Origin of the sequence: Solwaraspora sp. WMMA2065, assembly GCF_030345075.1 — a bacterium.
Taxonomy (GTDB): Bacteria; Actinomycetota; Actinomycetes; order Mycobacteriales; family Micromonosporaceae; genus Micromonospora_E.
On the sequence record NZ_CP128361.1, the window covers coordinates 2,283,591 to 2,297,364 of the forward strand.

Here is a 13,774-nt window from a genome sequence, read left to right on the forward strand (position 1 = left end):
TGGTGCCGCGTACCGTTGCCGTCAGTCTCGTCGTCGGTGCCGTCCTTGTCGGCGGGGCGCTGTTCGTCGCCGCCCGCGTCGGCGGCGGCCCGGATCCGGCGGCCGAGACGAACGCGACCCCGGCCGCCGCCGGGGTCACCCTGCCGCCGGTCGACGCCCGGTTCGACTACCAGATCGGCGATCCGTACGCCCCACCGAGCGGCGTCACGGTGGTCAGCCGCGACCGCGAGGCGGACCCGGCCGCCGGCCTCTACACCATCTGCTACGTCAACGCCTTCCAGGTCCAGCCCCACGAGGTCACCTGGTGGCAGCGCAACCACGACGACCTGCTGCTACGCGACGCCGACAGCGAGTACGTCGTCGACGGCGACTGGAACGAGATCCTGCTCGACATCTCCACCGCCGCGAAACGCACCGCGATCGCCGACATCGTCAACACCTGGATCGACGGCTGCGCCGCCAACGGCTTCCAGGCCGTCGAACCCGACAACATCGACTCGTACGACCGCTCCGACGACCTGCTCACCCTCGACGACGCCGTCGAATACCTGAAACTGCTCGCCCCGCACGCCCACGCCGCCGGCCTGGCCATCGGCCAGAAGAACACCACCGAACTCGGCACGAGAGGCAAAGCCGCCAGCCTCGACTTCGCCATCGCCGAGGAATGCGGCCGCTACGACGAATGCGGCGACTACACGACGGTGTACGGCGACCACGTCATCGACATCGAGTACACCGACGACGCCTACACCACCGCGTGCGCGGCGGTCGGCGCGAACGTGTCCGTGGTCCGCCGCGACCTCGACGTCACCGCACCCGGCAGCCCGACCTACGTCTACCGGGCCTGCTGAGGACCGGCAGACCCTCTCGCGAGAAGGACGCCGGCAGTGTCAGGTCAGGTGCCCGACCGTACCCGTCGACGGGCGACGACCGTCGTGTTCCAGTCACCACCGGAGAACGTAGTCACCAGTCGACACCTTTGGCTACCCCAGCTCGCACCATGTTAGGTCACGAACTACATCAGACCACTTCGGATATAAACAGAGTCTCTACGTCAGCTTCATGACGTGGTCAGGTCCCAACGATCCATTGCCGGAAAAAGTGCGAGTAGGCACGCCTGAGCAGGCGGACCATCCGAGGTCTGCGCACTCCCATCCTGTGTCCGACATATCGATTACGAAGTTCCCTCGACGTTGACTCGACAGACCGCCGACATCTAGAGTCCAAGGTGGCCTCAGCGCTTGCCGAGGCCGCGCAGTCCCCGACCTGAGAGGATGTCATGCGCCCAACCACGAGTCGGCCCAAGTCACGCCTACGCGTACAGCTCGCGCAAGCAGCGGTGTTTGGGAGTGCTCGCCGCCGGAGCGGTCGGCCTCACCGTCGGTCCCGCATCAGCAGCGGGTACGTCCAGCAAGGCCGGAAACTGCTACACCCAGTGGTGGAATACCGCGTGGGCACAGAAGTGCGATCCCCCGTCCGGAGCTTCCTACAGCACGATCTACCAGTCGGTAATGGAATGTAGTCTACAGGGCCTCAGGTCACTTCCCGTCTACCGCACGCAGGGCAACACGACGACTCACAGCGGCGCTGACTGCACTTTCAGCGCAGTCAGGGGAACGATCAACGTTCACTGACAAATTAGATCAATGGCGGGGAGTGCGTTGATTCGCACTCCCCGCCTCCGTGGGGTTAAGGATCAATATACTGTGACTACGGTTCTCGATTCACTGGTGCAGGGGTATGACAGGAAGACCGTCATCGACAGGCTTGACCTGACACTACGTCCGGGCATAACAGCCCTACTCGGCCCGAACGGCGCCGGAAAGACGACCTTGCTCCGGACTCTCGCGACCATCATGCCACCACGCTCGGGAACCATCTGTATCGACGACATCTTGATTGACTCCGAACGAACGGCCCGCACCGTCCGCAATCGAATTGGATACCTGCCCCAGGACTTTGGTTTCGATCCTCAGATGACCGTCACTGATTTTGTGACTTATGCAGCGTGGCTTCGCGGTGTTTCCACAACTGATCTACGCCGACATGTTGATCAAGCGCTTGCACAGGTTGATTTGGCCGACCAGCGGCGGAGCCGGATGCGAAAGCTGTCGGGTGGGATGCGGCAGCGGGCCGGAATAGCATGGGCAATCGTCGGGCAACCACGCCTTGTTCTGCTCGACGAGCCCACCGTCGGACTCGACCCACGCCAACGGTTGCACTTCAGAAAGATCATTACCGGACTCAGCAATACAATCGTGCTATTGAGCACCCATCTGATTGATGACGTTGCCGCAACGGCCGACCGAGTTGTCGTGCTCCATGCCGGGGCAGCCAGGTTCGATGGCACTGTTGCCGAACTCGAACGTATGGACCGTGCAGATCTCCCGGGACATACCGCACTTGAACGCGCATACATACACCTGCTGCCAGAGGGAGAGCAGCGGATATGAGAATCCTGTGGCTCCATATTCGCAACTCACCGATCCGGGTGGCTGTGCCCATTCTGATTGCCCTGGACCTGGCGGTGCTGTTTTTGCGTAGCAACTTTTGGATTGGCTCCTGGCCGGAGACTGGCGCCGCAGCACAGGTGCCCGCTTATCTCGTCGGCATACTTGGCGCAGGTGCCGCAGCATGGGCAGCAGGCGCGACGAACAGGCACGGGCTGGACGAACAAATTTCGACCGCTTCAGTTCGCACCCATAGGTTGGAGGCACACCGACTTGGATCGACCGCTATTATCCTGCTAGCCCCCTATCTAACCGGGCAGGCAGTTGCATTTGCAATAACCGCCCGATCATTTCCGCCTGGAGTACAAGTCTGGGCCGGATACTTTCTTCTTGGCATTTTCGTCACCCTGTTTGCCACAGCGATAGGCTGGCTGATCGGCAAGCTTTTCACCCCCGTCTTTGCAGCCATGACCGCCTCTGTTGGGTTCCTGTTCCTTCTTGCCCTGTTGGATCGAGCGGGCGGCTTCATCGTGGTAAGCGGGCATCCGAATGCCATGATCGACCCCCTCGGTATCACATTTCGGATGCTGACCATAGCAGCACTCATTGTTGGGTTGGCCTGGATTCCAACCAAGCCTTCCCGCACTCGCCTTCCCGTCGCCGCAGCACTAATCACCACAATTCTTATGGTCATCGGCGTGGCAGTAGCAAGACCGTTGGTTGTCGACCGCGAACCGATAGGGAGCAACGCCCTCTGCACCAACGGAACGGTCACGATATGCATCTGGCCCGAACACAAGAAGTATTTATCATCGATTACTGGTATCAGCGCTCGAATCGATCAGTTGCCGGCGGAGTTTGAGCGACCGGAACGTATCATCCAATTCGGGGTGGAGCGCACAGTCCGCATCGACGACGGAGTGATATACGAAATCGAGGAGGCTTCGCCCCACTTCTACATACTCGAAGGCAGCCCGTGGTCATATGCAAGCGACATCGCAAATGCCATCGTCACGGCCACTTTCCCGGGCCACTCCGGGGCAGCCTGCATCTGGGACTCATTGACCTCCGCAGACCAGGCCCGCCTCTCCACTCTGAACGCCTGGCTGGAAACCTACCTAGCAGGAAACGGACAGCCCGATTATCAAACCAACGCCCCTGACCACATGCAGGAAGCATTCGCGGCCGGACGCGCGATCGCTAACGATCTCAGACAGGATCAGCAGTTCGACTGGGCTCAGCGGGAGGTAGGTGAAATCCATGGAAGATACTGCAACAAGAGTTCGTGAATTATTCACGACCGCAGCACCTGAACGCGCTTTTCTCGCCGCTCGACGATTCAGCCACGTCCTTACCGCTACGACGATACTAGCCGCACTTGCTGCTACTTTCGGCGACTACGAGACAGCGCTACCGACGGCCACGCGAGATGGAAGCATCACCGTACCGATTTGGCGTTTCTTGGCCATGGCAGCCGCGACACTTCCCGTTCTCGGCCTGCATAGCCACCTCTCCACGCTAGAAGCGGTCGCGACCAGACGCTTTCGGCGCTGGCAGCGCGGATATCTCTGCGGCACCACGATCACATGCGCAATTGCCTATCTTGGGATCTCATCACTGACGACAAGCCCAGTCGTTCTACTGATGATCGCACGGTCCTGGCTCGCCTGGACCGGCCTGGCCCTTCTATCCGGCTTGTGGCTCGGCTGGCGGTTGGCATGGACAGGGCCGGCGCTGGTAGCCGTGATCCTCTTCTACTGGGGCACCTCCCGGCAGGGCGAGTACTTCTGGTGGGAGTTCACCGCACGCCCAGGAGATGACCTTGCATCGCTCCTACTCAGCGCGGCCATACTCGCCATCGGGTTGGGAGCCTACGCGGCGACGCCGTGGCGGCGCCGGCGGCTGAACTCGTGGCGACGGTCCCGGTGATACCCGAAGGCGTCACGTTTCGTGTGCTATATGCGGGTGTCGACGGCCGAACCGGCTGTAGCACCGTAGCTCGTAACGCGTCGACGATGAGTCGCACAGCCGGTCTCTGTGGTCCGCCGCGACCTCGACGTCACCGCGCTCGGCTGTCGCACCTAGGTCTTCCGGGCCTGCTACAACGCCCCGGGCTCACCGAACCGTTCGGTGCCCGGGTGGCGGGGGTGCTGTCGTCGCCGCCGAGCTCGGCCGCCGAGCCGCAGTCGCTCACCCCAACCATCGCCCGACCAGCAGCAAACTGCCGGTCGAGGCGACTATCGCATCAGCATCGACTCGGGTTACCGGTCCCCGTTGGCGGCCGGCGCTTCATTGAGGACCGCGTGCCGAAGGACGGCGTATCGATGGACGGCGTGTGGGTGCTTGCCGCGGTCTGCAATCGACGGTGCGTGGACCGCCTCGGTTTCTGCCTCACGGCGTGGCGCATTAGGCCCTGGTGCCGCGCTACGCCACGATCTGACGGACGAGTTCGGCGAGGCCGGCCGCGACTGCGCCACCGGCGAGGAGCACCACCGCGCAACCGCTGCTGCGCGCCGCCGACGCGGCCCTGGCCTGCCGCTCGCGAAGCTCCGCCATGTCGACCTGGTGCACGTACGGCTCGTTCCAACTCCGATCCCGCGCCACGAACGTCTGGTGGTACTGGGCGTCGGTCAGCTCGTACTTACGCCAGGACCCGTGCCACTCGGGTCGGGAGCGTCGACCCTCATTGGCACGTTCGGCCGCGATCCGTTGGGCGACCTGTTCGCCGGTCTGGTCGGCAAAGAGCCCGGTCGCACGTTTCGCGGCCTCGTCTTCCAGCAGCTTGCGAGCATGCTCAGGAGCAAGAACGTCGACACCGGCCGCAGCCGGCTTCGCCAACCGAGGATCGTCAGCCAACGGGTCGTCGCACACCACCAGGCGTACCGTCTTGGTGAAGCTGACGGCGGCCTTCGCACCGTGCTCCACGGAGTAGTCGATCACCTCGGTAGCGGCGGGCGAGTCGCCGATCGGCAGGATCCGCCAGCCCTTGAGCGGCCCGTTGGCCCTGGCCCGGTTGGCGGCTGCCGCTTCCTCCAGGTCGCTGATGAGGTGCGATGATGCGAGTTCCCGACCCGCCCGCTGCAGTTCCCGGAGCTCTGCCGGGGTGACCACGCCGTCGGCCTCGGCTCGGGCTCGGGCGTCTGCCAGGAACTCTTCGTGCACCTGGCGGGCGGTGGTCTGGGTCAGTCCGGCGTTGGTGGCCGCGACCGCCAGTTGGTTGGCTTCCTCGCCGACGATCCGACCATCGGCCAGGGCGTGGCCGAGCAATGCCCGATAGTCGGCCAGTCCGCCCGGCCGGGGCTGCGGCGGGTACGCCATGCGCGGCAGTCGCGCGGTGAGGGTCGCCAGCCATCCTTCGGTACCTTTGCGCAGCCCGGCAGCTCTGGGTGCGACGATGCCGGTGCGGGGTAGCGCCGGAATCGGTGCGGGTTGCGGCCCGATCCAGGAGAGCCGCTGCGGCGCCTCGTTGATGAACTTCGTCAGGGTCACGGCAAGTGCCCTTGCGTCGCCGAGCGCCGAGTGCACCGCGTCGAGCCACTCCCCCGTGACCAGATGATGGACGTTCTCCAGCTTGTAGCCCCAACTGTCGACCTGGGTCCGGGCGGTGACCAACGAACACAGCCCGGGAAGACCACTGAGGTTGACACCGAGCCGCCCGAACTCGGCGATCAGGAACTTCTCCTCGTGGTCGAGGTTGTGACTGACCACGACGGCATCGCGGAGATAGGCCAGCACGTCGCCGGCGGCCTGTTGAAAGGTCGGAGCATATTTGACGTCGGCGTTGGTGATGCCGTGGTACTCGTCGTTGTTGATCCGCATGCCTGGGTTGATCAGGGTCGAGTACTCGTCGACGACGACGCCGTCACCCCGCATCCGCACGATCGCCAGCTCGCACACGCGGGATCCCTTGTTCGGGTGCAGCCCGGTGGTCTCCAGGTCGATGATGGCGTACGTCAGGGCACGCGGGTCGGCGCCACTTCGGCGAGTTAGTTCACCACGGGTGAACATAAATCCGACCTCCATCAAAATCATGTCGATAGCGTCTGCCTCCGCATGATCAGCAGAGGACGACGTTTCCGAGCCGACGCACGGCGATTCACACCTTTATCCAGCCGGAAAGCATGACTCAGGCCCAATTCGCTCGAAGCACATCTCGGTGGATCGCTCTCGCTGGCTCAGACCGGCACCTTACGTCGCTCGATTCCGCGTCCGGTTCCACCGAAGGGTTCATGTTCACGGTCCATGGTTCAGCCGCAGTCAGCCGGAGAAGTTCCTTCCACCGCCATGCGGGCTGTCCATCCGGCAAGATCGTTCCCCGAGTATCGTTCGCGAAGCCGACAGTATGAGGCCGACCGAGGACCTACTTCATCCGGTACGGTCGAAGCTACTGCGATCGTCCGATGGGGAGGATGTCGGCGTGAGTTCGGTTGAAGAAGTCAAGGCGGGGGTCGCCCGGTTCGGTGACGAGGTCGGCCAGCAGGTCGGCGCGATCCGGGCCAGCGCGGAAGCCCTCGACCGTAGTACGGCGGCGCTGCGCGGCATCACGAGCGGGTCCAGCCACTCGCAAGTGTCCGAGACGATCGCCAAGGTCGAGCAGGCGAAGCAGAAGCTGGCCGAGGCGGCTGCCCTGACGCAGAGCGCGATCGAGTCCAGCCGTGGCTACGCGGCGAGTTTCTGACTGGCTGGGAGGATCACCTGATGTCGACTGTGATCGTGCCCGCCGGGCTGAGCATGGGTCCCCGCTACCGGTACGTCCGCCCACCGGACCCGACGCCGGAGTGCTACGAGGTGCACCTCGGTGACGACCTGGTCGAGCTGACCGAAACCGAGGCCGCCGTCTGGGCCGCCGCCTTCCTCTACCCGGACCAGCACGCGAAGCTCAGGGTCAACCGCGATTCCCTGGTACGCATGCTGGAAACCGCCCCGAAGCCGGAGCAGCACGCCGCCCGCTACGTCGACGACCTGATCGCCCGTGGCCTGCTCGTCGAGTTCGACCCCGACGGCGACCTGCAACCAATCTTCAGCCGCCACAAGCTGCTCCCCCTCGCCCAGGGCCTCGGCACCACGCCCGAGGAACCCGACCTGCACCGCATCGGCGTCGGCGACAAGGCGGCGGTCGCGGTACCCATCCAGGTCTACACCCAATGGTCGTACGCCTTCCTGCACGCCAACTTGTGGGACGCGTGCGCCTTCTACGCAGACCAGTCGGAGGAGGAGGCCGCTGGCGAGAAGCTGCTGGAGCTGACGGCGGCGGGGGTAGCCCGCGACGTCGCGATCAACCTTCCGATGATGGTCGTCACCGGATGCGCTTTCTTTGACCCGGTCGTCCAGACATGAGGTACGGCCGGAAGCAGCGCAAGGGCCAGCAGCAGGCCGAGACCTTCGGCCAGCAGTTCCGCCGGGAGCTGTCGAAGGAGTCACTCGGCAAGTTGGCCGAGCTGGGCGGTGCCGCCGTCGGCATGCTGCTCGGGCTGGCCTCGACGAAGGCCGGTCTCCCTGTGCCGCCGTCGACAGCCGCGACCGGTGGCGCGATCGCGGGCGCGATCCTCGGAGTCCTGGGCAAGTCCGCAGCCGGTACGGCCGTGGACCGCCTCATGAGTCGGAAGGCCGACGAGGGCAAGCAAGAGACATCGGGCGGCAAGCCGCCAACGACGATCCTGGGTACGGGCGAGCCGAAGCCGGTGCTTCGAGCGGTCGACCCGGCGAGACGGGAACCACGACGTGCACCACCGCATCGGCCCCGCCGGCTCACCCAGCCCCGAGGTGGGTCGGAGCCCGGGTCGGCCGGTGGGTACATCGGGCGGCTCCGACAGATCCTCGACGAGATCGAGACCCAGCAGGCGAAGCTGGCAAACGTGGCCAACGCGATGCGTGCGAGCCAGCTCGGCCTGGCGCAACTCCTTGCCGGCGGCCGGCAGGACCGCACCCAGGAGATCTACACCTGGGCCGAACTGTCCCGCACCAACATCGAAGGAGCCGCCATCCTCACCCACCAGGCCACGCAGAACATCAGGGCATACCTCACCAATTTGTAGAAACCAGGCAAGTATGACCGATTGCATCAACTCCCTCCGATCACCTATTTGCATGGCTGGTTTGGCGGACGAGAGTCACGAGAATAATCAGGTCAAAAGCCTTTTCGCCGTCGATCAAGGCAAATCGAGCACCCCGACAGCATCACCGGCCGACGGCAACCTGATTCACTAATGTTGTCATCTTCAGCTACAGTTTGTTTGCACGGCAACCAAAGAGGGAACCTAGCATATGCCGATCGGAGATTCGATGCAAGAAACGTTCTGGCTATATGAATGGATGGATGAAGAGGGTATCACCTCCGGCAGCGATGCCAATCGGGTCCTAGCTTCTCAACAGCTACGCGCAAGGTTCGCGACACGAATTAAGGAGGAATGGGATAAGCGCCAGGTATTTAGGCCAGTTGATAAAAATCTAGACGTGGTGATGGCCGGCCGGGCAATCGATATGTCAGCTCACGCAAGCTGTGCAAGATGCGGCGGCCCAGAGGTGGTACTCGACCAAGTATTTCGTTCGGTCTGGCACTACTTCGATGCCGTCATCGTGGAAGGGCTGAGCCCCATCACTGCAGGTAACATCCTTAACTCATACGATTTATATCCAAGACTGGCGAAAGGCGAACTCGCCGCTCACATAAACGCACTTATCAAGATCCGCTCAATGGGAGCCGAGGACATGCTCATATTTCGACAAAAATACGTTCCCTGCTCCAAGCATTGGGACCACCACCTGTCGGAAACCGGACTTGACCTTATTGAATCTCGAGCAGGGCAAATAATTTCAACATTCGAGCATGAAGGCAGGCTCGAATCACTCTCCAAGACCGGCAATAAATGGTCATACTCATACCAACATCCACTCCTGGGCGATGGCCCCATCTTCGGCAACCTAATCCAGGAGGAGGACTCTGCGGATCCCGAGCTCCATCCCCGGCGCGCAGTGGCACAAAGCGTCTTCAAAGATTTTGCGGGCCGGACAGTGGCAGATGTTCGATCAGCGAGGGACTACGGTGTCCCGCTAGGAAGCGCAATAAGGCGCACCGCGCCGTTAGCCATAATTAATGACACAGATCCAGATGAAGCATCTGTCGCACTAGCCCTCCGACTACCGAGACTAGAAGGCGTTCCCGTCGATGACCTTATTCGGATCCGAAGAGATGAGTCACTGAGTTTCGACCGTTTTCGCGTTGCGATTCGTTCAGCGATCAGAGAGAGGGTCGCCTCCGCCGGCGCCGCGTCGTCGGAGGCAATAGCACGAGACATCCAGAAAGACATCATTGAGCCCGCTCTCCTGGAGATCGAAGGCAAGCTCTTGGCCGCCCGGAGGGTTCTTCGTCGCAAGACCGGCGCGTCTATTTTACTGACGTCTTTCGCCACCGCCGTTGGACTCGCCGCAAACATTCCATTGCTACTACCCGCCGGAGTAGCAATGGGCTTGGCTACCGCCACCTCCACCTACTTCGGAAAATATCAAGAAGAAGTACGAGATATTGAACTAGATAAACTATATTTCCTGTGGCGCCTTGGAGACTACCAACACTAGCCTAGTTGCAACTCCCCTAACAAGCGAGCGGCTGGATAGGCACCTGATGCCGGTAAGGCTATCTGCTATGGATGCTGATAGGTTGTTGGCGTTGAACACTGGGCTGGCCGCGCGGCTGGAGCAGGCGCTGACAAGGGTCGCCAGCCTCGATTCCCAGTCTGGGCAGTCGAGCAAATCGTCGAAGCCGCCATTCAGTTACGGGCTGACCAAGCCAGCGGCGGAGTCGCTGCGGGGTCATTCGGGCGCCGGTCGGGCCGACCAGCCCAGGGTAGCAAGGGCACTACCCTGTCCCAGGTGGCCGGTCCGGACGTGGTCGTTCGGCACGTGTTCGGATACCTGCGGTGACTGCTTGACCGATGCGACCGAGGCCGCTGTCACCCGCCGGCAGGTGTTCGACATCCCCAACCCCGGGTTGTGGTGACCAAGCCATCGCACCCAAGCTGACCGTCAATATCTGCTGAGTCACCTGAAGGCCAACACCCACTGTGCATGCCAGCGGGGATCAGCCTTGCGGCTCGTTTGGGTCGACGACGAAGACGCCGACTCCCGGCACGCCCTCGACGACACGTTCGGCCTTCAGCGTGTTGATCGCCTGTCGCACGACGATCGCCGAGACGCCGTGCTCACGGCCAAGCTCGCTGGTCGATGGCAGCTTGTCGCCTGGAGCAAGGTCTCCAGAGGCGATCTTGGCGCGGATGCCGTCGGCTATCTGCGCCCACTTCGGTTTGGCGGGCATTGTCTACTCCCAGATCTGCACCTCACATTCGACCATGAATCGGTTGGTATGGCAAGCGATGACCAGCGCACTTGCTCGTACATCACTTGTTATATACGATGACCGGGCAACCCGCTCCCAGGTCTGCAAACCCGGAGCCAGTTGCGCCGCAAGAAGCCCGGTCGGCCGACGCCGCCTGTCGGTCGGCCGGGTGCGTCAACCTGCCCGCCACCTGCGACAACAGTCGCATCAGCGGCGGGTGCCATCTCCACGCGTACGGGAGGCAACGTCCGGTGACACCCGACCCCCGCCCCACCCCGACCGTCCCACCACCACCCACCCGGCTACGCCCGGCCGGCAACCAGCGATCCGCGACCTACTACACCCGGTACGCCCGCGCTCGCGTCGTCGAGGCGCAACGCACCATCGACAGTCACACCACCTCGGCGTACACCGGGTGTTGTCTCGGCTGTGGACGGCCCGGACCGTGCGCGGACCTGACCGAAGCCGAAGCGACGATGCACCGCTACCACCGGCTGCCGTTCCGCCGCCCCGGCGCGACCCTGCTCGACCCCGGCCGGGTCGCCGACACCCCGGACCGGCCCCGCTTCTCCTGGCTGAGCAGGTCGGCATGAGCACCCGGGAGTACGCCGCCGACGCCGCAGCCCTGCAGGTCGCCGCCGACACGATCGGCGCACTACGGGCCGTCTGCCTCGCCCTGGAGACCGCCGTCACCCACGTCACCGAGCAGCTCGGCGACGCCCACACGCTCGCCCCGGACGCCCGGCTCGCCGTCGACCGCTACGAGGAAGCCCTGCACCAGGCGTGGGAGGCGTACGGCGAAGTCTTCGACGCCGTCACCGTCGCCCGGCCGCAGCTGCCCGGCAGCCGCCCGGTCGGCGTCGCCACCATCATGCGCGGCCTGCGGACCGCCCGCGAGCACGCCACCCACGCCGCCGGCACCACCGGCGACGCCCGACCCCGGGTGGTGGCCGCCGCCGACCGCCTCGCCCGCAGCGACGACCCGTACGCCCAGGCCGCCGCCGCCCGGCTGCGCACCGCCCTGGCCCGCCTCGACCAGCTCGGCGGCAGCCTCGGCGTCGGCACCGGCGCCCTCGACCGCTACTTCAACGCCCTCGCCAACGGCGACGACCCGCCGCACCAGCGGCTGCGCCGGCTGGCCGCCCGACGCCCGCTCACCGGCACCCCACCCGCCACCGCCACCGCCGACGGCGATCCACCCGACGACGGCGCCGACTCCGCCGGGCGGCAGCCACCGACCGAGGTACGCGGAGTCGCCGCCCGTACCGCCGCGTCGCTGGTCGCCACCGGCCGCCACCACGTCAGGTTCCGCACCTTCTGGCAGCTCGTCCGCCACCACATCTGGGAAGACGCCTTTCGCACCTGGAGGAGCCGGTGACCAGCGCACCCACCGCCGCCCTGACCTACCTGGTCGCCGGGCAGACCGGCGCACACGAACGCCAACTCGCCCGCTTCGACGACAACCAGTGGCAGGAATACCTCGACCTGCTCAGCGGACTGTTCGTCCTCACCGCCGAACGACGCTTCCGGCCCGGCGAACCGGCCGCGGTGATCCGCTTCGTCGCCAGCGTCCGGGAACGCTTCGACCCCGCCGGCACCGCCATCGACCCGACCGTGGCCGAGACCCTGATGTACGCCGCCCTCGGCCAGCACGACACCCTGCCCGCCACCGCCGAGACCATCACCGCGCAGACACTGCTGGTCGTCGCCCTGGTCACCGACGAAGGGCTCAGCCCGGCCGGCCTGGCCGACCTGATCGACGACACCACCGCGATGATCGCCGCCGAGCCGGACGACCGGCCAGCCGCCGTCACCCCGGACGGGTCGGACGCCGTCACTCCGGACGGGCCGGACGCTGTCACCTCGGACGGGCAGCCGGCCGACCAGCGGCGGCCCGACGGCCACGAGCAGCAGCCGGCTGAACCGACCTGACCAGAGCGGCGATCGACGATTCGACGGCGGCGGTGTCCAGCGGCTCACCGATGGCGAAGTGTTGCAGCAGGACACCGTCGACGAAGACGGCGACCGCGTACGCCGCGCGGTCGCCGGTCAGCGGCGTCAGGATCTCGCAGAGACGGTCCCGCCAGGCGCGGGCCAGTGGCCGCAGCTCGGGGCTGCGGGCCGCGGCCAGGTACAGCTCCAGCTCGGTCAGCGCCCGGCCCCGGTCGGCCAGGTACTCCCCGATCAGCCCGGTGAGCCGGGCCGGCAGGTCGGTGCCGTCGCCGAGCTGATCGGCCCAGCGGCGCAACTCGGCCTCGACGTCCGTCTGGGCCTGCCGCAGCCCGGCCACGATCAGATCAACCAGGGTCGGAAAGTAGTAGGTCGTCGCCCCGAGCGGGACACCGGCGCGGGCGGCGACCGCCCGGTGTGTGGTCCGCCCGATGCCGACCTCGGCGACCACTTCCAGGGTGGCGGCGGCCAGCGCCCGGCGGCGGCCCTCCGGATCCCGGGGCCGCACCGGACGGCGGTCCCGGCTGTGGGCCGAGCCAGCCGGGTCGGCGGTCAATGGGCACCGCCCAGGTTGAGCACCACCACACCGGCGATGACCAGCCCGATCCCGGTCACCTTCGCCAGGGTCAACGGCTCGCCCAGGAACGTCGCGCCGATCGCGGCGATGGCCGCCGTGCCGAGCCCGGCCCACAGCGCGTACGCGACACCGACCGGGATCGTCTTCACCGCCTGGGCGAGGCAGGCGAACGCGGTGACGTACGCCGCGACCAGGGCGAGCGTCGGCCACAGCCGGGTGAACCCGTGGGTCGACTTGAGCAGGCTCGTCCCGATCACCTCGGCGGTGATCGCGGCGGCGAGGAACACGTACGCCATGATCGTCTCCGTTCTTGTACACACGTACATGTACAACCGTACAAGAAACGGGTGGGCCGGCAGCGGATATCCCGGCCGACCACCGGGTGAGCAGCTGCCGCACGGATCGGCCCGACCATGAGCCGGTACGCAACTACCGGCAGGACGCCCGGCAGGTCGACTCCTGCCG

The 13,774-nt window shown here is 65.0% G+C and carries 15 protein-coding genes; 11 read left to right on the top strand and 4 right to left on the bottom strand.

The window, feature by feature from the left end; genetic code table 11:
• Window positions 1-2 precede the first annotated feature (2 nt).
• The 4 genes from O7610_RS10325 to O7610_RS10340 all read left to right on the top strand — a co-directional run bounded on the left by O7610_RS10325 (window position 3) and on the right by O7610_RS10340 (window position 4,379).
• Entirely contained in the window at window positions 3-851 is an 849-nt protein-coding gene (locus tag O7610_RS10325) for an endo alpha-1,4 polygalactosaminidase (protein ID WP_289213145.1), read from the top strand.
• Window positions 852-1,706: 855 nt separating this feature from the next.
• Entirely contained in the window at window positions 1,707-2,453 is a 747-nt protein-coding gene (locus tag O7610_RS10330; RefSeq protein WP_281567308.1) for an ATP-binding cassette domain-containing protein, read from the top strand.
• Complete coding sequence (locus O7610_RS10335) at window positions 2,450-3,739, top strand: hypothetical protein (protein ID WP_281550525.1); 1,290 nt, start codon at window positions 2,450-2,452, stop codon at window positions 3,737-3,739. Before O7610_RS10330 ends, O7610_RS10335 begins: the two co-directional genes overlap by 4 nt.
• Before the next feature lie 355 nt (window positions 3,740-4,094).
• Window positions 4,095-4,379, top strand: coding sequence for a hypothetical protein (locus O7610_RS10340; RefSeq protein WP_281550526.1), 285 nt, complete (start codon window positions 4,095-4,097; stop codon window positions 4,377-4,379).
• A gap of 495 nt (window positions 4,380-4,874) precedes the next feature.
• On the opposite strand, the gene O7610_RS10345 is transcribed toward O7610_RS10340, so the two are convergent.
• Entirely contained in the window at window positions 4,875-6,482 is a 1,608-nt protein-coding gene (locus tag O7610_RS10345; RefSeq protein WP_289213146.1) for a 3'-5' exonuclease, read from the bottom strand.
• Between the two features lie 385 nt (window positions 6,483-6,867).
• Here O7610_RS10345 and O7610_RS10350 point away from each other — a divergent pair, with 385 nt between their 5' ends.
• From O7610_RS10350 to O7610_RS10365, 4 genes are all read left to right on the top strand, one after another.
• Window positions 6,868-7,128, top strand: coding sequence for a hypothetical protein (locus tag O7610_RS10350; protein WP_282231370.1), 261 nt, complete (start codon window positions 6,868-6,870; stop codon window positions 7,126-7,128).
• A gap of 20 nt (window positions 7,129-7,148) precedes the next feature.
• Window positions 7,149-7,787, top strand: coding sequence for a hypothetical protein (locus O7610_RS10355; RefSeq protein ID WP_289213147.1), 639 nt, complete (start codon window positions 7,149-7,151; stop codon window positions 7,785-7,787).
• Complete coding sequence (locus tag O7610_RS10360; RefSeq protein WP_289213148.1) at window positions 7,784-8,485, top strand: hypothetical protein; 702 nt, start codon at window positions 7,784-7,786, stop codon at window positions 8,483-8,485. The genes O7610_RS10355 and O7610_RS10360 overlap by 4 nt, the downstream gene beginning before the upstream one ends.
• Window positions 8,486-8,732: 247 nt before the next feature.
• Complete coding sequence (locus O7610_RS10365) at window positions 8,733-10,025, top strand: hypothetical protein (RefSeq protein WP_289213149.1); 1,293 nt, start codon at window positions 8,733-8,735, stop codon at window positions 10,023-10,025.
• A gap of 502 nt (window positions 10,026-10,527) precedes the next feature.
• Here the strand turns inward: O7610_RS10365 and O7610_RS10370 are convergent.
• Window positions 10,528-10,761 carry a winged helix-turn-helix domain-containing protein gene (locus O7610_RS10370; RefSeq protein ID WP_289213150.1) on the bottom strand — a complete coding sequence of 78 codons (234 nt, stop codon included), beginning with the start codon at window positions 10,759-10,761 and terminating at the stop codon, window positions 10,528-10,530.
• Window positions 10,762-11,033: 272 nt separating this feature from the next.
• Here O7610_RS10370 and O7610_RS10375 point away from each other — a divergent pair, with 272 nt between their 5' ends.
• Genes O7610_RS10375 through O7610_RS10385 form a run of 3 tightly spaced genes read left to right on the top strand, consistent with a single transcriptional unit; the run spans window position 11,034 to window position 12,714 of the window.
• Complete coding sequence (locus O7610_RS10375) at window positions 11,034-11,375, top strand: hypothetical protein (RefSeq protein ID WP_289213151.1); 342 nt, start codon at window positions 11,034-11,036, stop codon at window positions 11,373-11,375.
• Window positions 11,372-12,160: a hypothetical protein gene (locus O7610_RS10380; RefSeq protein ID WP_289205441.1), complete on the top strand. Its 789-nt coding sequence runs from the start codon at window positions 11,372-11,374 to the stop codon at window positions 12,158-12,160. Before O7610_RS10375 ends, O7610_RS10380 begins: the two co-directional genes overlap by 4 nt.
• Window positions 12,157-12,714, top strand: coding sequence for a hypothetical protein (locus O7610_RS10385; protein ID WP_289213152.1), 558 nt, complete (start codon window positions 12,157-12,159; stop codon window positions 12,712-12,714). The genes O7610_RS10380 and O7610_RS10385 overlap by 4 nt, the downstream gene beginning before the upstream one ends.
• Here the strand turns inward: O7610_RS10385 and O7610_RS10390 are convergent.
• On the bottom strand, window positions 12,641-13,288 hold the full coding sequence (locus O7610_RS10390; RefSeq protein ID WP_289213153.1) for a TetR/AcrR family transcriptional regulator: 648 nt from the start codon (window positions 13,286-13,288) through the stop codon (window positions 12,641-12,643). The two genes, O7610_RS10385 and O7610_RS10390, sit on opposite strands and share 74 nt — an antisense overlap.
• Complete coding sequence (locus O7610_RS10395) at window positions 13,285-13,608, bottom strand: DMT family transporter (protein ID WP_353850380.1); 324 nt, start codon at window positions 13,606-13,608, stop codon at window positions 13,285-13,287. The genes O7610_RS10390 and O7610_RS10395 overlap by 4 nt, the downstream gene beginning before the upstream one ends.
• Window positions 13,609-13,774 lie beyond the last annotated feature (166 nt).